Below are 23,417 nucleotides of genomic sequence, written 5' to 3' on the forward strand. Positions count from 1 at the left end.
ATAGAACAGACTGACCGGCAGGCAAAACCTGAGCACTACATTGTAGTACTCAGGTTTTTTTGTTTTTAGGCTGTGGACAGCCAGTTATATCCCATCACTGACAGGCGATAGGTTGGTTGAAAAATAATTAAATAATGGAATGGACCCAATAATGTTAAAAATTCTCCCATTTGGTCTTGCACTACTTCCCGTGTGCGTGCTTGCAGCCACTAGTCAGCCTCAACTCACATATCAGGACGCTAAGATACTCACCATTAATCACCTTCAATTCAAAGACCTGAATCGTGATGGTATTCTCAACCCGTACGAGGATTGGCGATTATCAAATAGCATTCGCGCCAAAGACCTCGTTGCACGCATGACACTCGCCGAAAAAGCGGGAGCCATGATGCACGCCTCTGCGCCAGCACCACATAATGTCATGGGACGTGGACCAACCTATGATCTTGACCAGCTTAAGACCATGATTCAAAACGATCACGTTAATGCCATGATAACGCGACTAGATGGCGATAATCCCGCTCGCTTTGCCCAGCAGAACAATAAGCTACAACAATTCGCTGAACACACAACTTTAGGCATTCCCGTCACTATCAGTACCGATCCACGCAATGCCTATCACTATTCACTGCATGATGACATTGATAGCGCAGCGGCGGGAAAATTTTCCCAATGGCCTGAAAAAGAATCCTCCGGCAAAGCCGGAGGTTTTTCATATGCGCCTATAAGGCTCTCCTACCAGCAGCGCCCTAGCAGGCGCATAGTGATCTGGCATTTGCATACAACTATTTCTTGCGACCCGTAAACGGGTTTCCTGCATATGGGATCGACAGTTGTTCTCCCATTTTATCTTGCTCCAATTGGTGCTTGATATAATTTTGGATTTTGCCTGTATTCTTACCTACTGTGTCAACGTAATAGCCCCGGCACCAAAATTCTCGATTTCGGTATTTGAATTTCAAATCACCAAATCGCTCGTAAAGCATCAAACTACTTTTACCTTTTAAATATCCCATAAAACCCGAAACACTCATCTTCGGGGGAATTTCTAAAAGCATATGTACATGATCTTTACAGCATTCCGCCTCGAGTATATTCACATTTTTCCATTCACATAACTTTCGCAATATCTCTCCAACTGCTCGACGTTTTTCCCCGTAGAACACCTGTCTCCTATATTTGGGTGCGAATACTATATGATATTTACAGTTCCATCTTGTGTGAGCTAAGCTCTTCTCGTCCCCCATATTGGGACCCCTTTCAATTTTTGTTTAACTCTTGTAGTTGCCAGACCACAAGATATTTCTAACAAATTGAAAGGGGTTTTATAACTGACTTATATCTATAAGCTCGACGGAACCCCCAGCCTAGCTGGGGGTTTTCTTTGCACAAAAAAAGCGAGGCTCATGGCCTCGCAAGCAGTGGATTACACACAAAGGAAATTAGAAATTAAGTTGTTTAGCGGCATAAGCAAGATTAAAGACAGGAACTTGCTTGGCAAAAGCCGAGATTTGCTGTTGGTCTACCCCTTCAATTAACTTGGTATTAGGCTTCTCAAACACATTTACGCTGGTAAAAAATTTCAATAACGTGTCATTACCATCATTTGTTAATGCTTGTTTTAATGCCGTTGTTTCATCGGCTGAACACCCGTACATTTTTTCTTGGTACAAATAGACAACTACATTTTTCTTTTTAGTTTGATCAAGAGAATTAAACCATTGATTATCTTTTGGGAAAGCGTATTGGCTGGTTTTGGCTTGCTGAATACAATTACCGTAAGCATCGTCCCATGTTTTTAGCGCTTCGACACTGTTTTGCGGCTGAGCTGATTTTTCATCTTTCGAGGAAGCAGAATGACTTGCACAACCAGATAAAACAGCGGCAGAACATAGGGCAAGGGTCAATATCGGTTTCACAGAATATCTCCAATTCGTTTTCGCTGGTAAACAGTAAAACACGCCAATCGGAAGACTTTGTGAACAATAAGTCAGGTTTCTGACCGAAAACAATTAGCGAATATATACCCAAATGACCTCAAGATGCAGGATTCAGAGCTTCATCAACGAGCCTAGGTCAAGCTCAATCACGGCAGGAATGGTCATTCCCTTTTAACGTGATTGAGCGCAGAAATAGGTTTGTTGATGAGCTCCCAAAGGGCGAGTTTTATTCGCTCCTAGGCTGTGTTATGGCAATACGTGAAGAACATAAAATGCAATACCGATATTCTGGGGGCGATGACATCCCCCAAAATAAAGTTGTATTTACATCGGTTCAGAAGACTCTATCGCTTCATGAATACGAAGATGATCAAGGTGGCGTTCATAGAAAGGTAAATAAATTTTATTTTGATAGCGCGCTTTCTTATAAATAGAAGCGACAAAAATATCCGCTGCTGAAAAACTGCCACCGACAGCATACGCTGATTTTAAACATAATCGATCTTCCAGTTTGTTTAAACAACTGCTGATCCAATCTGCTCTTAGCTGGCGCTTTTCTTGTTCATTAATATCTGGTCGAATCACTTGTAACACAGACCGATTTTGCGGGGTATGAATAGTGCCGTTAACAAATTCACATACTTCGCGAATAGAAGCTCTCTCAAACAGAGAACGTCCAAGCAAAGGTGGATTAGGCATTAACTCTTCCAAGCATTCAATGATAGCGACTGATTCACAAATAATATAACCATCTATCGAGATTGCGGGGACATAACCAAAAGCACTAAGTTCAAGATACGAGCCATGCATCATATCTTGCGTCACTTCGATACGTTGATAAGGTGTTTTTTTGTAGTTTAATGCCCACTCTACTCGCTGAGAACAGTTAGAGCCATCCGCACTATATAATATAATTTTCATGACATTACCCAACCAGATTCTATTAATTTTATGAATATTATCTAGAGATAATACGTATATCATGCTGCATTAACTGCGATGAAGCGCTCGTTTTGCGCAACTGACGATGAAAACAATAATAAGCCATAATAACGATTATCCATGATNAAAGCCGCTCGTCTCATAAATCAATTTCTAATAAACCAATTTTATTTACTAATCACCAAGGTTTATTTCTGGCATATTTAACGCAACAAAGTATCACGTAAATGTTTAATATATATCCCATTTCAGATTGTTATTTACATATTAATTATTGACTCCTCCTCTATAAATTTAATGTCCTTACAAAACCAGTACGTTTATTTGNCTTAATTTTCAATATTTAGCTCGATATTATTTTTATTCGATATCTGAATTTGATTTCGAAATCATATTGAAATACATCTTGTTAAAAAGCCAATAAACACTGAATGAATAATCAATAAGTGGACCTTTGGCCTTTAGATTAAAGAGGAACTTATGAAAATATTATTATTTATCATCATGACGGGACTCAGCATCAGTCCTTATTGTTTAGCAACCGAGAGTACTCATAGCGGTAAAGGGACATTTTATAGTTACGGAGGAGGCGGCAACTGTAGCTTTCCTACTCCAGACGATACGATTTATACCGCTGCGATGAATGCCAGTGATTATGATAACTCGTCAGCCTGTGGAGCCTATATTAAGGTAACAAATACTGATACCAACCAGTCAATTACCGTCAGAATTGATGATCAATGTCCTGAATGTTCTCAAGGGGATGTCGATCTCGATAAAACCGCTTTTGCCAAAATTGCCGCAATAGAAACGGGAATTATCCCAATTTCATGGCATTACGTTGCCGATCCGATTGATGAAAACATAAAGCTCTATTTTAAAGAAGGCTCAAGCCAATGGTGGACCGGTATACAAGTCCGAGATCATAAATACCCGATAAAAACACTCAAATATCGCATAAGCGGTTCAGGTAATGATTTCACGACCGTCGAACGACAATCTTACAATTATTTTGTAAAAAATGATGGTTTTGGCGTCGGTCCATACGATTTTCAGATTACCGACTCAAAAGGGCAAACTCTAACGGTGAAATCGATTAGTTTGATTTTGAATTCAGAGATAGATACAGCGGCACAATTCCCTGACGCTGATTAATCAAAAAAAACGGGCTCGTTATAAACGAGCCCAAAACACATATAAAATACACACGAGGTTCATTGCTATGTCCTCGAGCGTGATAATACTATTTTATAGGTGTGCTTGTATACAATTTATCTATATTTACAACAACTTACAATAAACTCACGAAAGGTTCTAAGCCGTATAAATCTCATTCAGATATGGAATAAAAACCGGACATTTTCCGTACGTTGGTTTTTCATCCATTAAAAAAGAAAAAGACGCCAATAAAGACGCCTTAAACCATGATATCGCTATTGCCAATCAAGGATAACTTTACCAGAAGCCCCGCTACGCATGGTATCAAAGCCTTGTTGGAAGTCATCGATCTTGAAGTGGTGAGTGATAATTGGTGTTAAATCTAAGCCAGATTGGATTAGGCTTGCCATCTTGTACCAAGTTTCGAACATTTCACGGCCATAGATACCTTTAATGATCAAGCCCTTGAAAATCACCTTATTCCAATCGATAGCCATATCTGACGGAGGAATGCCGAGTAATGCAATACGACCACCGTGATTCATGCTATCTAGCATAGAGCTGAATGCACTTGGCACACCTGACATTTCCAAACCAACGTCAAAACCTTCGGTCATCTTCAGCTCTTTCATCACATCAGACAGTTTTTCGGTTGCAACATTAACTGCGCGAGTAACGCCCATTTTACGCGCAAGATCAAGGCGATACTCATTCACATCAGTAATAACAACATGGCGGGCACCCACGTGTTTTGCGACCGCAGCAGCCATAATACCAATAGGGCCGGCACCAGTAATTAAGACATCTTCCCCCACTAAATCAAAAGATAAAGCGGTATGAACTGCGTTACCAAACGGGTCAAAAATTGACGCTAAATCATCGGAGATTCCTTCTGGAATTTTAAACGCGTTAAAGGCTGGAATCACCAAGTACTCAGCAAATGCCCCAGTACGGTTGACACCAACACCGATGGTATTACGGCATAAATGCGTGCGACCACCGCGACAATTACGACAGTGGCCACAGGTGATATGACCTTCCCCTGAAACGCGATCTCCTAACGCAAAACCACGGACATCAGAGCCTATACCGACAACTTCACCTACGTATTCATGTCCAACCACCATAGGCACTGGGATGGTGTTTTGTGACCATTCATCCCAGTTGTAAATATGGACATCCGTACCACATATGGCCGTTTTACGAATTTTAATCAGTAAGTCATTATGGCCAGGTTCTGGCTTTTCGACCTCAGTCATCCAGATGCCCTGTTCACGCTTAAGTTTTGATAACGCTTTAATTTTCATGGCCATTAACCTTTAATGATACCCATATCTTTACCCACTTCGATGAACGCATCGATGGCTTGATCTAACTGTTCACGGCTATGCGCCGCAGACATTTGTGTACGAATACGTGCTTGACCTTTTGGCACTACTGGGAAAGAGAAACCAATCACATAAATGCCTTTGGCAAGCGCGCGTTCTGCAAATTCAGCCGCTATCTTTGCATCACCAAGCATAATTGGAATAATAGCGTGATCAGCGCCCGCCAGAGTAAACCCAGCCTCTGTCATGCGTGCACGGAAATGCGCTGCGTTATCCCACAATTGAGCGCGCAGATCGCCGCTTTCTTGCAGAAGGTCTAAAACACGTAGTGATGCAGAAATAATGGCAGGAGCAACAGAGTTCGAGAATAGGTATGGTCGAGAGCGTTGACGTAGCCAGTCAATGACCTCTTTTTTACCAGCAGTGTAGCCACCAGATGCCCCGCCCATCGCTTTGCCTAAGGTGCCAGTGATGATGTCGATACGATCAATAACATCATGATATTCATGTGTACCTCGGCCGTTTGCTCCCATAAACCCTACCGCATGGGAATCATCAACCATGACGAGTGCATTGTATTTGTCAGCAAGATCGCAAATAGCAGGAAGATTGGCGACCACGCCATCCATTGAAAAAACACCATCAGTGACGATTAATTTATTACGGACACCCGCTTGATCAGCAGCGATCAACTGCTGCTCTAACTCAACCATATTATTGTTGGCATAACGAAAACGCTTCGCCTTACATAGTCGGACACCATCAATGATGGAGGCGTGGTTTAGTGCATCGGAAATAATGGCATCTTGGTCATCTAAAATAGTTTCAAACAAACCGGTATTGGCATCGAAACATGAGGAGTAAAGAATCGTATCTTCTTTACCCAAAAATTGAGAAAGTTTTTGTTCCAGTTGTTTATGAGCATCTTGTGTACCACAGATAAAGCGTACAGAAGCCATACCAAAACCGTGCTCATCCATACCACCTTTAGCAGCTTCAATAAGGGCTGGATGGTTTGCTAGACCAAGATAGTTATTGGCACAAAAGTTTAATACTTCTTCACCAGACGAAATTTTAACGGCCGCTTGTTGTTGAGATGTAATAATACGTTCTGATTTATAAAGACCTTCGGCTTTTACTTCCTCGATCTGATTACGTATTTGCTGATAAAAAGCAGACGACATTGCGTTTTCCTTCTCTTAATTCAATTGAGTGTCAGAGTCATCAACCTAAACTAGAAGCCGATATTTCAACCGTCTGACATCCTTATCTGCTAAGTTTAATCCAAGCTTGATAATCGGATTATCCGCTCGCTTGGAAAAATATTTATGAATATGAGGCACAAATAAACTTGAATCAAAAAAAACCGCTAACCAAATAGTTAGCGGTATAGATATCAGCAGGCAGCGGATCTTGGCTGATAAAATTTTAATTTATTAATGGCATTCGAATGAATCAGCGTTATTTACATCACCTTGCCCTTTGTAAAACGCGATTTTCGGATAAACACATAATGGTTGTTTTTTACCTGGAAAAGCTTTGCCTTGAGCAATAATACGCTCAGGAGCTTGGCCGTTTTCAACCCAATGTTGCATCACCGTCAATGGGTCAAAGTTATCCAACCCAGGACCGTCACCACAGTGTGTCATGCCAGGAACCATAAACAATCTCGCCCACTGACGTTGCTCAGTTTTATTACCGTTCGATGTATATTGTTCCACTTGATTGTACCAATCCTTGATGTCATCGGCAGAGAAGACTGGATCGGATATACCTTGGTAAATCAATATCTTACCACCATTACTCTTGAATGTATTGAGGTAAGTAGCGTTCGCGTCGTTAATCGCTGAAGTTTCGGCGATACGAGCGGGATCTTTATCAAAATCAAACTTCATGAGGTCAAAGTTTGGATTAGGTGGCGTCATGTAGTAATTAACCAAAGAATCGCGACCAAGCACAATGTTCAGCGCATTGGGTTTGTTAGCGTCGTTGGAGTTCCCCAACTTCCATAAACGCCAACCTTTTGAAGCGATTCCGGTATCAAATGGCCAACTTGAATACAGCGCATTGCCTTGGCTATTTTTTGCCCCAGCAAATACTTTATTAAGAGCATCAACTTTGTTTTTCGACAAGCAGTGTTCTACCTCACCGTTTTTACATTGCAACTCTACTGGATTGAAATGACAAGCAGGATAGTTATTAATAATCCCGTCTTTTAAGCCATCTTTACCGTCACACTCCTGCACAATCGCTTTACTTACCATGTTTAATTCAGCTTGAGAAAACGCTTGCGATAGAATCGGTTTACCCTGTTTATCTTTTGGCGCGATTGAAGAAAGGATCTGGGTATCCCATACTTCACCAATCGCAGCATGGCTTAAACGAAAACCAGGATCGCCGGCGATAATACCGTTAAATTCAGTCGGGTATCGTTCTGCTGCAATCATGGCCTCACGACCACCATTTGAGCATCCCATAAAATAAGAGTGGGTGATTTTTTCGTTGTAATAATGACGAATCAATTGCTTCGCTGTTGAAGTCACCTTACCAACTGCTTGATAGGCATAATCTAAACGCGCTTGTTGATCATGAGCGAACTCAGCATTACGGCCTTCATGTCCTCCATCCATCGAGACCACAGCAAAGCCTCGTTGTAATGCCGGAGCGGCAGTTGCCCCATGAACAGGAATACTCCCCACCGCGTTTGCAACAAAGCCATCTAAGCCACCGCCACCTTGAAATAAGAATTCCCCGTGCCAATTCGTTGGCATTCTTAATTCAAACTGAATAGCGTACTTTTTACCATCAGCACCAATACGTTCATTAATCGCACCATTGATCCGACAATGCGCGGGTAGTGCATTCCCCGCCGCACTTGCTCCCGTTAGCGCCGACATTTTATCTTTTGCCGCGTGTCCGGCTTTTACCCACTCTGTTTTTTGTATATGAACATGAGTTAATGACATCTGTGACATGGCTGTACAAGCTTGCTCAGCCGTAACGGCAAAAGCGCAACTCGGAACGGCAGCCAAGGAACCTAGGCCGACAAGTATCTTAATCGATTTATTCATTATAGTTATCCATTGAACAACAGGAAGAAAGCAAATCTATGAGAGTGAAAGAATTTACCATTTGATTATGAAATTAAAAACCGCATAATTTACCCTCTTCTTATCTAAAAATTCGATAGGTTACTCGTGTATAAGACGTCAATTGATCAATGGTTAGTGTTTACCACCATTATTGAAACTGGGGGATTTAATGCTGCAGCGGAAAAACTACATCGCAGCCAATCTTCAATTAGTTACTCGATTAGTAAGCTACAAGAACAATTAGGGCTTAAGCTATTTATTCAAAATGGTAGAAAGATGAGGCTAACGGTTGAAGGGGAAAGGCTAAGAGAAGAAATAGCACCAGTATTGAAGGAATTCGGCCGTATTGAATCGGTCGCCAACATGTTAGCTTCCGGTGTCGAGTCACGGATCTGTTTGTTAGTTGATTCCATTTTTCCCCGTCAATTACTGTTTAAAGCGATTCATTTATTTAATCAACAGTATCCCAATACGCGAGTCGAACTGTATGACATGATTCGCTTAAGTCCCTCAGAACATGTGCAATTCGATATGGCGATTTGCACCTCGACTAATGGCTTAGTGTCGGGAGATAAAATCATCGATATCGAGCTTTATCCTGTCGCTCACCCTAATCATCCGATATTTAATCACCAACCGATTCATCGCCAGGAATTATCTCATCACGTCAGCGTTCGCTTTCAAAATTCTCATCAAATACAAGGGAATGAACCGATGAGAAAAGGAGAATACTGGTTGGTTAATACGTTAGAAGCGGCCGCTTCAGCAGTGAGAAATCGCTTGGCCTATGGGTGGTTACCTATGGAAGTCATCCGACAAGATCTTGAGCAAAAAACGATGGCATTGTTACAACTAGAAGATAGGTTTAAAAGCATTATACCGCTCTATTTAATCGCGGGTGATAATGGAATTTGCGGCCCAGCCTCGGCATTCCTTAAACAGGTCATTTTTCAGGTATGCCAAAATAGAGAATCACTTATTAACGAATAAAATGGTGACCTATAAGGTCACCATTTTTCATCGTTTCACCAGTGGTATCAAGGATAATACCTAGAAGAAACCAAGCGGGTTAACATCATAACTGATCAGTAAATTTTTGGTGTTTTGATAGTGACTTAGCATCATTTTGTGCGTTTCACGGCCAATACCCGATTTCTTATAACCACCAAATGCGGCATGAGCTGGATACATGTGATAGCAGTTGATCCATACCCGACCAGCTTCAATACCACGCCCCATGCGGTACGCTAAGTTGGCATCTCGTGTCCAGACACCAGCACCTAAACCATATTCTGTATCGTTAGCAATCGCTAGTGCTTCAGCTTCATCTTTGAAGGTAGTAATCGCAATCACTGGCCCAAAGATTTCTTCTTGGAACACGCGCATTTTATTGTGTCCTGCTAACATGGTTGGCTGCACATAATAACCATCACTGATATCGCCAGACTGTTTAGATAAATCACCTCCAAACAGCACTTTCGCTCCTTCATTGCGCCCTATTTCTAAATAGCTGAGAATTTTTTCGTATTGCTCTTGTGATGCTTGTGCCCCTACTTGGATATCGCTATCAAGGGGGTTACCTTGTTTGATTAATTTGGCACGCTCAGTGAGTTTGGTTACAAATTTATCGTAAATAGATTCTTGAACTAACACTCGTGATGGACAAGTACACACTTCTCCTTGATTAAAGAAGCCTAATAATGTGCCTTCAATACATTTTTCTAAATACGCATCTTCATGTTCGAATACATCAGCAAAATAGATATTCGGTGATTTACCACCTAACTCCACCGTGGACGGAATTAAACTATCGGCGGCACATTTTAAAATGTGATTCCCCACAGAAGTGGATCCTGTGAACGCCAATTTGTTGATACGATGGCTTGTCGCTAATGCTTGCCCCGCTTCACTCCCGAAGCCATTGACAATATTAATCACTCCCGCTGGCAATAAATCGCTAATGGTGTCCATTAGCACCAAAATAGAAACAGGGGTTTGCTCGGCAGGCTTCATAACAACGCAGCATCCAGCAGCTAAAGCGGGGGCCAATTTCCAAGCCGCCATTAACATCGGAAAATTCCAAGGAATGATTTGTCCAACAACCCCAATTGGCTCGTGGAAATGATAGGCTGTGGTTTTCTCGTCAATTTCCCCGATACTGCCCTCTTGTGCACGAATACATCCCGCGAAATAACGGAAATGATCCACGACTAACGGTAGGTCGGCCGCTAGAGTTTCCCGAATTGGTTTACCATTTTCCCATGTTTCTACATAGGCTAATGTTTCAAGGTTTTGTTCCAATCGGTCAGCAATTTTCAATAGCAGATTCGAGCGTTCAGCCACACTCGTCTTTGCCCATGTAGTGCGCGCTTCATGGGCCGCGTCTAATGCCAGCTCAATATCAGCAGCACCGGAACGCGCTACTTTGCAAAAGGCTTTACCGTTAACAGGTGAAATATCATCAAAATATTCTCCAGAAACAGGTTTTACCCACTGACCTCCGATAAAGTTATCGTAATGAGATTCGAAATTAAATATGGCTTTGGCAGATCCAGGTTGAGCATAAATCATAATTATTCCCTTCTACTTTCTCATTTATTTTTTGGACTAACCTGTGCTTTTTTGCAGCAGTTTCAAAATTAACTACGCAAATCACACGCCATAAACCCGCCCCTTGTTGTTAATGAAATGTAAAACTATGATTAACAAATAATTAAAATAACCAACACAATGCTCTGATAAGCGAACAGAATCTGCCAACGACTGTTCAGCTGTAACAAAATGGAACAGTGTGGGTGTGAAGTGATGGAACAATTATGCAAATTCAACCGGTTAACAAAGATTGGTTAATAACCTCTTGGGGAAGAAGCGAGCAAGCGGGATTAAAGCAGCGTCGTTTACCTGAACATATTCGTTTGCCAAATTACGAGTTAAAAGAACGTAAATGGCGGGCAACAGCCATGATCGATGCGATCAATCAGCGGGTATTACCACTATTTGAACAAATGTACGCACATAGCGATAGTCGACTCATTTTAACCGATCAGGAAGGCATCATTTTAGCGACTTGGGGACAACCTAAGTTTCGTGAACGATTACTGCAAATAGCGTTAGGACCAGGTTCATGTTGGCAAGAAAAAGTAAAAGGTACCAATGCGATTGGTACTGCGTTAATCGAAACCAAACCTATCTCAGTGATTGGCGAACAACATTTTATTCGTCAACACCAGTTTATTAGCTGCTCCGCCAGCCCTATTTTTGACTACCAAGGCAATCTGCTTGGTGTACTTGATATCACCAGTGAACAACAGCAGCACGATGTTTCTACTCAAGTGCTCGTCCACAACATGGTTCAACTTATCGAAAACCACCTGATCACTCATCTACCAGATGGATCCACGCGTATCGATTTAGCCATGGACAAGTCTATGCTTGATAGCGGCTGGCAAGGTATTGTTATTGCCGATAGCCAAGGGAAAATAATGGCACACAACGAAATCGCGACCCACTTGATCGACAAACCTCTTGAGGCGGGGTTACATCTACAAGACCTTTTAGATCATATTCCCAAACGCATTATTTACGAAACGAAACCGATTAATCATCCAGCACCAAAACAAGTAAAAATCGTTCCGGATATTTCTTGTGAACCCAAGCTTCATTATGGAGACGAAACACTCCAGAAAGCTTGGCAGCAGGCAACCCAGTTAATCGATCACGATATCCCAATTTTACTCCTAGGTGAAACCGGATCAGGCAAAGGAGAGTTTATAAAAGCACTCCACCAAGCGAGTTTACGACGCAATAAACCGTTAATTACTGTCAACTGCGCCGCACTTGCTAAAGAACTGGTCGAATCGGAATTATTTGGTTACGCGCCAGGCGCATTTACTGGTGCGAGCAACAAAGGATATTCAGGAAAAATTCGCGCGGCTCACCAAGGCACTTTGTTTCTCGATGAAATTGGCGATATGCCGTTAGAAGTACAAACTCGTTTACTGCAAGTGTTACAAGACAAGGTCGTTGTACCTGTTGGATGCGTTCAAGAACATGCCGTCGATATACAGATTATTGCCGCAACGCACCGCCCATTAGAGCATGCGGTCGAGCAGGGGAAATTCCGCCAAGATCTGTATTATCGCTTAAATGGTTTAACTCTACGTTTACCCCCTTTAAGAGATCGTCAGGATAAATCTGCCCTCATTCGGGCCATTCACCATAAATACGCGCCAAAACACCAAACCATTTGTCCAGCCCTACACGTTTTGTTTAGTCAATATCTATGGCCAGGTAATCTTAGAGAATTGGACAATACGATGAAAGTTGCTTGCCTACTAGCGAGTGAGCACTCACAACTAAAACGCCAGTATCTCCCCGATGATTTACAGCAACGCTTACAGCTCAACAAACAATATGATCCCAATAGCGCCCACCAGCACTCCCCTCAACCCGAAGACAATGTAGAGCAAGAGCATACCTTAAAAGATCATATAGACGACACTTTACTAAGCGCCTTTGAAAGTCATAGTGGTAATATCAGCCAAACTGCCAGAACTTTGGGAATAAGCCGCAATACGCTGTATCGAAAGTTACGAGCGATTGGAATTTTAGAGTAATAGCTCACGTCTTAACATAGAGACAATTGTATTAGCGTACATTATCTGCGAAAGTTTCGACCCCTTTAAATACGCTCTATCCGCGTCGATAACAACGTTCAAAGCCATGTTACAAACAAAGCTCATTGCACTCCTGCCAGATTTGGCCAGTTTCATTCTTGTTGTTAACGAAGGCAGCTTTACTGCTGCGGCGAAACAACTAGGAGTGACCCCTTCAGCACTGAGCAAACTCATTACTCGATTGGAGAAAGCACTCTCCGTAAAGTTGTTTGAACGCTCTACTCGTACTTTGCATATCACACAAGCGGGTCAACAGATTTATGATCAATGCTTAGTGATGATTAATGCTGCAGAGCAAGCGGTTGAATTGTCACGTCGTGATCATCGAGAACCTACAGGTTCACTCACTGTTGCGGCTCCGGAAGCGTTTCTTAATTCGGTATTGCAGCCCTTTGTGGTGCCGTTTTTGCAGCAATATCCGCACATTGACCTGAAACTGCGCGCTGCTGATGGCAATATTGAACTGTTCCGCCACAGTATAGATGTCGCTTTCAAACTCACCGATAAACCCGATGAAAACTTAGTGCTAAAAGAGTTATGTAAAACAAATTTAGTCCTGTGCGCCGCCCCCGAATACCTCGCTCAACGAGGAACCCCTCAGCATCCGACCGCTCTCAGAGAGCACGATTGCCTTTATTTAGCAGAAAATGCCAAAGATCATATTTGGGACTTCTTAAAAGATGATGAATTTCATACCGTTGCGATCTCTGGCCGTTACGCTGTTAACCAGTCACAAATGCGCCTCAATGGGGTAAAACATGGGTTGGGTATCGGTATTTTTCACGATTTCGTGGTACAAGATCTCTTAGCATGTGGAGACGTGGTACAAGTATTACCGGATTGGACGATAAAAAGTAACTATCACGGTGCTGTCGCCATGCAATATCCTCAGACAAAGTACATGCCAGCGCGTTTGCGCGTATTTATTGATTTTGTCATTGAACACGTACAACCGAAGTTACAAGCTAAGGACAGTATTCATGCTTAAACGAATTCATCACACTGCCATTATCTGTAAAGATTACGCCCGTTCAAAGAATTTCTACACGCAAATCCTTGGACTCAAGGTAATTTCCGAAAATTATCGCGAACCGCGAGATTCGTATAAGCTCGATCTGGCGTTACCTGATGGCGGCCAAATCGAACTGTTTTCTTTTCCCACGCCACCAGACAGACCTAGCCACCCAGAAGCGTGTGGATTACGTCATCTCGCTTTCGTGGTAGAAGATGTAGCGGCAGCAAAATTACACCTTGAATCTCTCAATGTGGACGTAGAACCCATTCGAATTGACCCTTATACAGGGAAAGCGTTTACTTTTTTCCAAGATCCCGACGGATTGCCATTAGAGTTGTATGAAGAATAATATCGTGGCCAATTTTCAACATTGAATGATTCGATTTGCAAATCAGAGTATGACTAGGAGAGAAAAGATTCTCGCTGAAACAGCATCTTGAGGTGACTTGAGTATACAGAGGGATAAAAAGAGTCTTACGCAAGACTCTTTTTATTTAGAACGATAGCTCGTCATTAAGCGCATATAGCTATCTGGTTTTTTTATGGTACTCTTTGCGCAGTGCATCAATCTTATTAAGCTTCAATTTGGCATCATTTAAATCGCCTTTGTTCAAGCTGACTTTTATTCCATCAATTGCTGTCGTCAAATCTTGTAAGCCTTGGTAAAACTGCGCCGGGTTTTTGCCTTCGTATTCATCCCGTTTAGCTTCTTTCACTAAACTCGACATATCACCCATTGCCACTTTCATATCATCAACAGTTTGTGCTTGATACGCTTGCTGTAATGCTGATTTCATCTGCTTCATTGTGCGCCCAAGCTCTCCATGAGCAAACACACTAGTGCTGAGTAAAATACCAATTGATAAGGTAACTAACGACTTTATCATCACATTTCCCCTTCAAATATTTTTCGACTTTTGCATCTTTATTGCTTTTAGGTTTTTATTTTGGCACCACTGCATACTCAATGCGCATGAGTGATTATCCCCAAATAAGATCACAATATGAGATTTTCAAAAGAGTAAAATCTCACAACAGCAAGTCACAGTTACATACACATAAGACTTCAATGAAATTATTTGTCTATAAAGTGTAGGTCAAATTCTGGGATAATTTCGTGACCGCGTAGACGTAAAAAGTTAAGAAATTGTTGCGGATTATGAGTTATTACTTTATCAGTACTTATTCCAACAGTATCAATCAGTTCAATTGCTGTATCTAGCCCCCCAATGTACTGACAAAAGTGAGCGTCGCTACCTGTAGTAATGTACGCGCCTTTCGCTTTAGCAATCTCAGCAATTTGATAGCAGCGCTCTTTGCTACCTACACGGCTATGCCCGTCTAAACTACTGTTATTAATTTCAATCGCCACATTGTGCTCTGCTGCACAAGAAATCACCGCCTCAAAATCGAAATCAAAACGAGGATTTCCTAAATGCCCCAACGCATCAATGCGCCCCTGTTTGATGGCATTAACTAACATTGTTGTATGTTGTTCTAATGTTGATGGATGCACAACGGGCTCATGTAAACTCCCTATCATCCAGTCCAAACGAGAGTCGACCTGTTCGGGGATATCAACATCGCCATCCTCGTTCATAATATTGGCTTCAACCCCACGAATAACAGCCACCCCTTCAATAAATCTTGGCAAGATTTTTTGATTCACAAAAAACCAAAAATGCGGTGCTCCAGGCATAGAATGAGCATGATCAGTGGTACAAAACATGGCTAAACCACTCTCTTTAGCACTACGAGCATTTTCAATTAAGGTGCTGTAAGCGTGTCCGCTCGCATAAGTATGAGTATGTGTATCGACAAGTATTTTCATTATTAGAATCCTTCCTAGTGCATTACATAAAGTGTATCAGTGTCGCCATCGGTTACCAATCAAAGCAATTATAATTCATAAAAATATCATTAACTTATAGTACAAAAATTCGGTGCTTCATCACTTTTTTCACCTTTAAACTGCAGCGAGCCTTTATTCATCTTGTTGAATTTAATTTTCGTCAAACCTACGCGTTAATGATGTAACTTCTTGTAACTTGCACTCATAGAGCGGTGTTCTTCACCTTTTCAGTGATTCATTTTGCAACCTTTCACACGTGAACAATACTTAAGCCGTTAGCCGCATTAGGACTGTTTTATGAAGAAACATCGCTATTCACTCAGTATTCACATTAGTAGCTTATTTTTGGTACTTACTAGCCTGATAGGCATTGTGCTTATCACTATTAGTTACCAACATTCACAGCATTTACTGATGGGAAGCGCTAAGGCAGTGAGTGAAGAAAACAGTCAGAAATTACAGTCTGCGTTTCAAAAGACCACAGCACCGATTTTTTCGGCGCTGGATTTTATGGCTCACAGTCGCTTTGTTGAAACTGAATCACCTATCTATGATAAACCATTTTGGCTTTCAGCCATTGAAACCACGTTTAAGCGCAACCCTCACCTCGTCGCTCTCTATTTTGGTGCGAACAATGGTGATTTTACGATGCTTCGTCCCCTTTTCACTGAACAGGAACGGAAACGATTTAACGCCCCCGACACCGCTTCGTTATTTGTTAATCGCACAAAAGTTGATGGCACCAATGATGTGTATTTTTTCAATTCTCAGCAGCAAGAAGTGGGGGTTAGAAAATCCTTGGATAACCAATTTGATCCGCGCAAACGTCCTTGGTACACCAGTGCCCAAATGGATGGAGAAATTCGTTTAACAGAGCCCTATTTTTTCTATTTTCTGCAAACCTTTGGCGTCACACTCTCAAGAACATCCATGAGTGGCAGTCATGTGGTTGGTGCTGATTTTACACTAGAATCGCTTTCTAGCAGCTTAAACGAGATGAAAGGTACTGAGCATTCCAAACTGGTACTTTTTGATAATCAATTTAGTTTACTTGGGCAACACAACACAGCACTCAATATTAAAGAACATAATACCCAGTTAGAAAAACACTTAGCAAACAGCGTTTTCGCTTCAGTGGTCAACCGTATTAGTAACAATACTATCTATGAAAATGTGCAGTTCGAAGGGGAAGAGTGGTCGGTCACGTTAACGCCGGTTTTTCTCAGTCAACATGTCCAATTAAGGCTTGCCGAAGCCGATCGTCATAAAGACTTACTCAAAGATCTCATTTCAATGCGCGATAAACAGATTACTATCGCCATCATATTGCTCTTAGTCTGTTTTGGGTTTGTTTGGTTCATTTCACAACGAATCGCCCGACCACTTAAACACCTTGTAGAACTTACGGATAATATCGCTCGGTTCGATTTCAAAAAGACACGTTATCCAAAAACCATGATTAAAGAGTTGGGCAACCTCACCCAATCTATCCAGTTAATGGAACATACTCTCTATGATTTGCTGCGTTTATTACGTGACACGGCCTCGAATCATGAATTTGACGTATTGGCCAAAACCATCGCACAAAAAAGCTACATGATCACCAAAGCAGAAACGATCATTTTGTATGTTTATGACTATAGTCAGAATGAATTCTCAGTTGTAACAAATCACGCAATTATTCCATTTAAGATCGATCTCAATCGCTTATTGGCAGATACCCCGTGGTTACTTGCGGAATTACGACAAGGTAACACCGTTCATGTGAATCGCGACGACAATATGCTGCGTAAATATCGCGATCAGATGTACAACTCGGATATTTATCTTTTCCCTTTGCTGAATCGCGAAGGACAATTAGTCGGCGTGCTCAACCTTGGTTACGAACGAGCCATCAGTGACGATCAAAAAGACAAACACGCCTTTTTGCGTGAACTACTCAGTTTTGCAGAAATAGCAAAAGATAATATTGATAGAATTCAACAACAAAAAGACATGTTGAATGCTTTTGTCGAGCTTATCGCGTCTTCTATTGATACCAAATCCCCCTATACAGGTGGACATTGCCAACGCGTGCCCGAACTTGCCAATATGATGGCTCATGCTATCGAAGAGGATAAACAATATTTCCCTCACTTCACCATGAGTAAAGCACAATGGGAATCTCTTCACCTTGCAGCATGGCTTCATGATTGCGGCAAAGTAACCACGCCTGAATACGTCATTGATAAAGCGACTAAATTGGAAACTATTTATGATCGAATTCATGAGGTTCGCATGCGCTTTGAATTACTAAAAAAACAGGCTGAATGCGACTATTGGCAAGGATTAGCCCAAGGTGGAGAAGAATCCCAATTACGTGTGGTAATGCAGCAGACACAGCACACGTTAGATGAGGAGTTCGCTTTTGTCGCTAAATGCAATTTAGGCAGTGAAAACATGTCTCAAGACGATGTGAAACGCCTCAACAAAATTGCGCAAAGAGAGTGGCAGCGTACACTGGATGACACATTAGGTGTTTCTTGGATAGAAGCAGCAAGGGCAGGACAAGCACAGCAGACCCCAGTAATGGAGCCTTTATTGTGCGATAAAGCGGTACATTTGATTCCTTGGGTAAACGGCAATCGTCCGCAAGATGTTTGGCAACATGACTTTATACTCAAGCCTGGAAATGTTCGTTATAACCGTGGTGAATTGCATAATTTGTCGGTCCGCTCAGGAACCTTAACCGATGAGGAACGGTTTATCATCAATGACCATATTGTCCAAACTATCACTATGTTGGAAAAACTGCCCTATCCTCCTCATTTAAAAAGTGTTCCTGATATCGCAGGTAATCACCATGAACGAGTTGATGGTAAGGGTTATCCGCGAGGCTTAGATGAAGATCATCTCTCCGTTGAAGCCCGTATTATGGCTATCGCTGATGTATTTGAAGCGCTCACTTCTTCAGATAGACCTTATAAAAAAGCCAAAACTCTGAGTGAATCACTTAACATCATGACCACAATGGCCATGTCCGGCCATTTAGATCCCAAACTTTACCTGCTGTTCTTAGAGCATGAAATTTATCTCGAGTATGCATCAAGCTTTCTCGATGAAGAACAATGTGATCACATAAACAAACAGACACATATAAAAGAAGTCAAAGATTTTCTTAAAGCTCAATATTAGTGCCCCAAAACGAAGTGCCCCATTTTGGGGCGTTTTAGCTCCATAATTTTTCCCAAAATTTGATCAATTCGCGAGAAATTTGCTCTAAAAGCACCATAAGTGATCATCAAGAGTTGATGTATATCAAATAGTCGTAGACAATACGGAGATAAGTCTAATTTCATTTTTGGTAACAAAAAATAGTTGGACTTAATACTCAGCGTAAAATGACTTGTTCATATACGAACAGTTAGTGAGTATGATTGGTTTAGCTCTACGTTCAGGAGCTAAAATACCCTCGGTTTTGAATAACGCTTGTCTTTGTTGTCAATATGACCATGCAAAACAAGGGATTTGTTTGGGAGTTCTTTTGGTCAGAATCTGATTCAGCCAATGCCTAATCGATGGGTATATCGGTTTTTTCTATAGTACTAATAGAGAATACCTACTTTCTATTTGTGTATTGCGCTGCTAGGTTAGGGCGCATGCTAACTACCTCGTTTTTAAGGGAAAGATGATGGTAATACCTGAAAACAGCAGCATCGTGATTTTCGGTGCTTCGGGAGACTTGACATACCGTAAGTTGATACCGGCTTTGTATCATTTGTATGCCAGCAATCAACTGCCAAAGTCCTTTGCTATTCTCGGCGTTAGTCGCACTGAGTATAGTGACGAATCCTATCGTGAAAAGCTAAAACGCTCTATGCAAGAGCTGGAGAAAACCGAACCAGAAACGTTAGACGCTTTTTGTGAACATCTTCATTATCAGCCATTGAACACTTCAGATGTCGATGAATACAGTCATCTCGCAGGTCGCTTAGAAGAGATTGCTGATCAATATGGTTTTGTGCAACGCAACACCCTATTCTATCTTGCTACTCCTCCTAGCCTTTATGGCGTTATTCCTGGATGTCTTGCTGCTCATAACCTTAATGATGAATCCAATGGTTGGAAACGCATCATCATCGAAAAACCATTCGGTTACGATTTAAAATCAGCGCAAGATCTCGATATCGAAATTCATCGTCACTTCGAAGAACATCAAATTTATCGTATCGACCATTACCTTGGTAAAGAAACCGTACAAAACTTACTAGTATTCCGTTTTGCTAACGGCATGTTCGAGCCACTTTGGAACCGTAACTTTATCGACTACGTGGAAATCACTGGGGCTGAGTTCCTAGGCGTAGAAGAACGTGGTGGTTATTACGATGGATCAGGTGCAGTGCGCGATATGTTCCAAAACCACTTGCTACAAGTGCTTGCAATGATGACCATGGAACCGCCAGCTGCCATCAATTCGAATTCAATTCGTAATGAAGTGAATAAAGTGCTGCAAAGCTTACAGCCACTTTCAGACGATGACCTACGCAATAACTTAGTACTAGGTCAGTACACTGAGTCAGAAGTACGTGGTCAGGCGCTAAAAAGCTACCGAGATGAACATGGTGTTGCTGATGACTCTCGTACTGAGACCTACATGGCGCTGAAAATGTTCATTAACAACTGGCGTTGGAATGGGGTTCCTTTTTACGTACGTTCAGGCAAACGATTACCAACTCGTGTGACTGAAGCGGTTATTCACTTCAAACGCACTCCTCACCCTGTCTTTGGCAAAAACGCTCCAGAGAACAAATTGGTGATACGTATCCAACCTGACGAAGGTATCTTAATGAGCTTTGGCTTAAAAGAACCTGGTGCTGGTTTTAATGCGAAAGAAGTGTCCATGGACTTCCACTACGACTCGCTCACAGAAACGCAGATGCTCACCGCATACGAACGCTTACTGCTCGATTCTTTAAATGGTGACCCGACGCTATTTGCGCGTACTGATGCTGTAGAGGCATGTTGGAAATTCGTGCAACCGATCTTAGACTTCAAACAAGATCCTCAAGCGTTATATGGATATGCTTGCGGCACATGGGGCCCTAAAGAATCCGATGATCTACTTAAACGTGATGGTCGTGATTGGCGCTTCCCATGTAAAAACCTAACAAATACGGATTATTGCGAATTATGATAAAACCAAAAATTTTTCAATCGGCTGATAAAGTCGTTGAAAACTTAGCTGACACACTTAAAGCGTATAGTGAACAAGGTCGCCCAGTACATATTTCTTTGTCTGGTGGTAGCACACCAAAGATGTTATTTAAACTCTTAGCAACTGACACTTACGCAAAATCCATTCAATGGAATAATCTTCATTTTTGGTGGGGTGATGAGCGTTGTGTGGCTCCAGATGATGCGGAAAGTAACTTCGGAGAAGCGAACACTTTGCTGTTTAGCCAAATCGACATCCCAGCAGAAAATATCCACCGCATCCGTGGTGAAGAAGATCCACAACAAGAAGCAGAACGTTTTGCACAAGAGATGGCCGACGTCATTCCTTGCGAAAACGGTACCCCTGTTTTTGATTGGATCTTATTAGGCGTTGGTCCTGATGGACACACCGCCTCTCTGTTCCCAAATAAAACTGACTTTGCTGATGAGAACCTTTCTGTGGTGGCATCTCACCCAGAGTCTGGTCAGTTGCGCGTGTCAAAAACAGCAAAAGTATTGGAAGCGGCAAAACGTATTAGCTACCTTGTACTAGGTGCAGGCAAGCAAGACATTGTTTACGAAATTCATACTACTCCAGCAGAAGAGTTACCTTACCCGGCAGCGAAAATTCAATCGAAATCGGGTGATACGGAGTGGTTTTTAGATATTGATGCAGCAGCAAAAATTGCGTGAGGAGATTATAAAATGAAAGGCGATATCGGTGTAATTGGCCTAGCAGTAATGGGCCAAAACCTTATCCTAAACATGAACGACCACGGTTTTAAAGTGGTAGCGCATAACCGTACGGCTGCGAAAGTTGATGAATTCTTAGAAGGTGCAGCAAAAGGCACTAACGTTATTGGTGCACACACGTTAGAAGAACTCGTAGAGAAACTAGAAACACCACGTAAAGTGATGCTTATGGTTCGCGCTGGCGCAGTTGTTGATACTTTCATCGAAAAATTAGTACCCCTACTAGATAAAGGTGACATCATCATTGATGGTGGTAACACTAACTACCCAGACACTAACCGTCGTGTGGCAGCTCTTCGCGAGAAAGGCATCCACTTCATCGGTACTGGCGTTTCAGGTGGTGAAGAAGGTGCTCGTTTCGGACCTTCAATTATGCCTGGCGGCGCACCTGAAGCTTGGGAAGCAGTAAAACCTATCTTCCAAGGCATCTCAGCAAAAACTGATGCTGGCGAACCTTGTTGTGATTGGGTTGGTAACGACGGTGCTGGTCACTTCGTTAAAATGGTACACAATGGCATCGAATACGGTGACATGCAGCTAATCACTGAAGCGTACCAATTCATGAAAGATGGTCTCGGCCTAAGCGCAGATGAGATGCAAGCTGTTTTTGCTGACTGGAACAAAACTGAACTAGACAGCTACCTAGTTGAAATCACTGCAGACATTCTTGGTTACAAAGATGAAGCAGGCCAACCTCTTGTAGACAGCATCCTAGATACTGCTGGTCAAAAAGGTACCGGTAAATGGACAGGCATCAACGCACTAGACATGGGTATCCCACTAACGTTGATCTCTGAGTCTGTATTCTCTCGTTGTCTATCTGCTCTGAAAGACCAACGTGTTGAAGCTGAAAAACTATTTGGCACTAAAGACACTAAAGTATCAGGCGACAAACAAGAGTGGGTTGATGCACTTCGTCAAGCACTACTTGCATCAAAAATCATCTCTTACGCGCAAGGCTTTATGCTAATGCGTGAAGCATCAAACGAAAACAACTGGGACCTAAACTACGGTAACGTAGCCCTAATGTGGCGTGGTGGCTGTATCATCCGCAGCGCATTCCTAGGCAACATTCGTGATGCATTTGCGAACAACCCAGATCTTGCATTCCTAGGTTCTGATGAATACTTCAAAGGTATCCTAGACAACTGTCAAGCAGCATGGCGTAAAGTAGCAGCGAAATCACTAGAAGTAGGCATTCCAATGCCTTGTACTACTTCTGCATTGAGCTTCCTAGACGGTTACACAACCGCTCGTCTTCCAGCAAACTTGCTTCAAGCTCAACGTGATTACTTCGGCGCACACACTTATGAACGTCTAGATCGTCCACGTGGTGAGTTCTTCCACACTAACTGGACTGGTACAGGCGGCGATACAGCGTCTACTACTTACGACGTATAATTAAAGTGTAAAGGTTTCCACCTTAGCACTACGCCTTAAAAATACATCGAAAGGAGGATGTCAACTT

Annotated in this window: 19 protein-coding genes; 10 read left to right on the top strand and 9 right to left on the bottom strand. The window is 42.1% G+C overall.

Annotation, left to right across the window (positions count from 1 at the left end):
• Window positions 1-139: 139 nt before the first annotated feature.
• On the top strand, window positions 140-805 hold the full coding sequence (locus F9817_RS01465; protein WP_161153187.1) for a hypothetical protein: 666 nt from the start codon (window positions 140-142) through the stop codon (window positions 803-805).
• Here the strand turns inward: F9817_RS01465 and tnpA are convergent.
• From tnpA to F9817_RS01480, 3 genes are all read right to left on the bottom strand, one after another.
• Entirely contained in the window at window positions 786-1,247 is a 462-nt protein-coding gene (gene tnpA / locus F9817_RS01470) for an IS200/IS605 family transposase (protein WP_161153188.1), read from the bottom strand. The genes F9817_RS01465 and tnpA overlap by 20 nt on opposite strands.
• 195 nt (window positions 1,248-1,442) lie before the next feature.
• Entirely contained in the window at window positions 1,443-1,919 is a 477-nt protein-coding gene (locus tag F9817_RS01475) for a hypothetical protein (RefSeq protein ID WP_161153189.1), read from the bottom strand.
• A gap of 345 nt (window positions 1,920-2,264) precedes the next feature.
• On the bottom strand, window positions 2,265-2,861 hold the full coding sequence (locus F9817_RS01480) for a glutathione S-transferase family protein (protein ID WP_161153190.1): 597 nt from the start codon (window positions 2,859-2,861) through the stop codon (window positions 2,265-2,267).
• 501 nt (window positions 2,862-3,362) lie between these two features.
• Between F9817_RS01480 and F9817_RS01485 the strand changes: the two genes are divergently transcribed.
• Window positions 3,363-4,037: an expansin EXLX1 family cellulose-binding protein gene (locus tag F9817_RS01485; protein ID WP_161153191.1), complete on the top strand. Its 675-nt coding sequence runs from the start codon at window positions 3,363-3,365 to the stop codon at window positions 4,035-4,037.
• A 278-nt stretch (window positions 4,038-4,315) separates the two neighbouring features.
• Here F9817_RS01485 and tdh read toward each other — a convergent pair whose 3' ends face one another.
• The 3 genes from tdh to F9817_RS01500 form a co-directional block, all read right to left on the bottom strand.
• Window positions 4,316-5,347, bottom strand: a complete 1,032-nt coding sequence (gene tdh / locus F9817_RS01490; RefSeq protein WP_161153192.1) for an L-threonine 3-dehydrogenase — start codon at window positions 5,345-5,347, stop codon at window positions 4,316-4,318.
• A gap of 5 nt (window positions 5,348-5,352) precedes the next feature.
• Window positions 5,353-6,552, bottom strand: a complete 1,200-nt coding sequence (locus tag F9817_RS01495) for a glycine C-acetyltransferase (protein ID WP_161153193.1) — start codon at window positions 6,550-6,552, stop codon at window positions 5,353-5,355.
• Window positions 6,553-6,804: 252 nt separating this feature from the next.
• Window positions 6,805-8,439, bottom strand: a complete 1,635-nt coding sequence (locus F9817_RS01500; RefSeq protein ID WP_161153194.1) for a tannase/feruloyl esterase family alpha/beta hydrolase — start codon at window positions 8,437-8,439, stop codon at window positions 6,805-6,807.
• Window positions 8,440-8,565: 126 nt separating this feature from the next.
• Here F9817_RS01500 and F9817_RS01505 point away from each other — a divergent pair, with 126 nt between their 5' ends.
• Window positions 8,566-9,450: a LysR family transcriptional regulator gene (locus F9817_RS01505; protein WP_161153195.1), complete on the top strand. Its 885-nt coding sequence runs from the start codon at window positions 8,566-8,568 to the stop codon at window positions 9,448-9,450.
• Window positions 9,451-9,510: 60 nt separating this feature from the next.
• On the opposite strand, the gene exaC is transcribed toward F9817_RS01505, so the two are convergent.
• On the bottom strand, window positions 9,511-11,031 hold the full coding sequence (gene exaC / locus F9817_RS01510) for an acetaldehyde dehydrogenase ExaC (RefSeq protein ID WP_161153196.1): 1,521 nt from the start codon (window positions 11,029-11,031) through the stop codon (window positions 9,511-9,513).
• Window positions 11,032-11,276: 245 nt separating this feature from the next.
• Here exaC and F9817_RS01515 point away from each other — a divergent pair, with 245 nt between their 5' ends.
• The 3 genes from F9817_RS01515 (at window position 11,277) to gloA2 (ending at window position 14,500) form a co-directional block, all read left to right on the top strand.
• Window positions 11,277-13,076, top strand: coding sequence for a sigma-54-dependent Fis family transcriptional regulator (locus F9817_RS01515; protein WP_161153197.1), 1,800 nt, complete (start codon window positions 11,277-11,279; stop codon window positions 13,074-13,076).
• 106 nt (window positions 13,077-13,182) lie between these two features.
• Window positions 13,183-14,124, top strand: coding sequence for a LysR family transcriptional regulator (locus F9817_RS01520; protein ID WP_161153198.1), 942 nt, complete (start codon window positions 13,183-13,185; stop codon window positions 14,122-14,124).
• Window positions 14,117-14,500 (top strand): SMU1112c/YaeR family gloxylase I-like metalloprotein, encoded by a 384-nt coding sequence (gene gloA2, locus F9817_RS01525; RefSeq protein ID WP_161153199.1) that lies wholly within the window; start codon window positions 14,117-14,119, stop codon window positions 14,498-14,500. The genes F9817_RS01520 and gloA2 overlap by 8 nt, the downstream gene beginning before the upstream one ends.
• Before the next feature lie 178 nt (window positions 14,501-14,678).
• On the opposite strand, the gene F9817_RS01530 is transcribed toward gloA2, so the two are convergent.
• Together F9817_RS01530 and F9817_RS01535 are read right to left on the bottom strand one after the other, a co-directional pair.
• Entirely contained in the window at window positions 14,679-15,038 is a 360-nt protein-coding gene (locus F9817_RS01530) for a cytochrome b562 (RefSeq protein ID WP_161153200.1), read from the bottom strand.
• Window positions 15,039-15,226: 188 nt separating this feature from the next.
• Window positions 15,227-15,982 carry a phosphatase gene (locus F9817_RS01535; protein WP_161153201.1) on the bottom strand — a complete coding sequence of 252 codons (756 nt, stop codon included), beginning with the start codon at window positions 15,980-15,982 and terminating at the stop codon, window positions 15,227-15,229.
• A gap of 318 nt (window positions 15,983-16,300) precedes the next feature.
• Between F9817_RS01535 and F9817_RS01540 the strand changes: the two genes are divergently transcribed.
• From F9817_RS01540 to gnd, 4 genes are all read left to right on the top strand, one after another.
• The gene (locus F9817_RS01540) at window positions 16,301-19,177 is read left to right on the top strand and encodes an HD domain-containing phosphohydrolase (RefSeq protein ID WP_161153202.1); all 2,877 of its coding nucleotides are present in this window, start codon (window positions 16,301-16,303) and stop codon (window positions 19,175-19,177) included.
• 496 nt (window positions 19,178-19,673) lie between these two features.
• Entirely contained in the window at window positions 19,674-21,176 is a 1,503-nt protein-coding gene (zwf, locus tag F9817_RS01545; RefSeq protein WP_161153332.1) for a glucose-6-phosphate dehydrogenase, read from the top strand.
• Entirely contained in the window at window positions 21,173-21,889 is a 717-nt protein-coding gene (gene pgl / locus F9817_RS01550) for a 6-phosphogluconolactonase (RefSeq protein WP_161153203.1), read from the top strand. The genes zwf and pgl overlap by 4 nt, the downstream gene beginning before the upstream one ends.
• A 12-nt stretch (window positions 21,890-21,901) precedes the next feature.
• On the top strand, window positions 21,902-23,350 hold the full coding sequence (gene gnd, locus F9817_RS01555) for a decarboxylating NADP(+)-dependent phosphogluconate dehydrogenase (RefSeq protein ID WP_161153204.1): 1,449 nt from the start codon (window positions 21,902-21,904) through the stop codon (window positions 23,348-23,350).
• Window positions 23,351-23,417: the final 67 nt, after the last annotated feature.

The sequence above is a fragment of the Vibrio eleionomae genome (assembly GCF_009874545.1).
GTDB lineage: Bacteria > Pseudomonadota > Gammaproteobacteria > Enterobacterales > Vibrionaceae > Vibrio > Vibrio nitrifigilis.

Excerpts from the sequence above, each read along its gene's own strand:
- F9817_RS01535 (WP_161153201.1), bottom strand. The coding sequence starts at position 15,982 with ATGAAAATACTTGTCGATACACATACTCATACTTATGCGAGCGGACAC.
- F9817_RS01495 (WP_161153193.1), bottom strand. The coding sequence starts at position 6,552 with ATGTCGTCTGCTTTTTATCAGCAAATACGTAATCAGATCGAGGAAGTA.
- F9817_RS01480 (WP_161153190.1), bottom strand. The coding sequence starts at position 2,861 with ATGAAAATTATATTATATAGTGCGGATGGCTCTAACTGTTCTCAGCGA.
- F9817_RS01530 (WP_161153200.1), bottom strand. The coding sequence starts at position 15,038 with ATGATAAAGTCGTTAGTTACCTTATCAATTGGTATTTTACTCAGCACT.
- pgl (WP_161153203.1), top strand. The coding sequence starts at position 21,173 with ATGATAAAACCAAAAATTTTTCAATCGGCTGATAAAGTCGTTGAAAAC.
- gloA2 (WP_161153199.1), top strand. The coding sequence starts at position 14,117 with ATGCTTAAACGAATTCATCACACTGCCATTATCTGTAAAGATTACGCC.
- zwf (WP_161153332.1), top strand. The coding sequence starts at position 19,674 with ATGGTAATACCTGAAAACAGCAGCATCGTGATTTTCGGTGCTTCGGGA.
- gnd (WP_161153204.1), top strand. The coding sequence starts at position 21,902 with ATGAAAGGCGATATCGGTGTAATTGGCCTAGCAGTAATGGGCCAAAAC.
- F9817_RS01515 (WP_161153197.1), top strand. The coding sequence starts at position 11,277 with ATGCAAATTCAACCGGTTAACAAAGATTGGTTAATAACCTCTTGGGGA.
- F9817_RS01500 (WP_161153194.1), bottom strand. The coding sequence starts at position 8,439 with ATGAATAAATCGATTAAGATACTTGTCGGCCTAGGTTCCTTGGCTGCC.
- tnpA (WP_161153188.1), bottom strand. The coding sequence starts at position 1,247 with ATGGGGGACGAGAAGAGCTTAGCTCACACAAGATGGAACTGTAAATAT.
- F9817_RS01540 (WP_161153202.1), top strand. The coding sequence starts at position 16,301 with ATGAAGAAACATCGCTATTCACTCAGTATTCACATTAGTAGCTTATTT.
- F9817_RS01485 (WP_161153191.1), top strand. The coding sequence starts at position 3,363 with ATGAAAATATTATTATTTATCATCATGACGGGACTCAGCATCAGTCCT.
- tdh (WP_161153192.1), bottom strand. The coding sequence starts at position 5,347 with ATGAAAATTAAAGCGTTATCAAAACTTAAGCGTGAACAGGGCATCTGG.
- F9817_RS01465 (WP_161153187.1), top strand. The coding sequence starts at position 140 with ATGGACCCAATAATGTTAAAAATTCTCCCATTTGGTCTTGCACTACTT.
- exaC (WP_161153196.1), bottom strand. The coding sequence starts at position 11,031 with ATGATTTATGCTCAACCTGGATCTGCCAAAGCCATATTTAATTTCGAA.
- F9817_RS01520 (WP_161153198.1), top strand. The coding sequence starts at position 13,183 with ATGTTACAAACAAAGCTCATTGCACTCCTGCCAGATTTGGCCAGTTTC.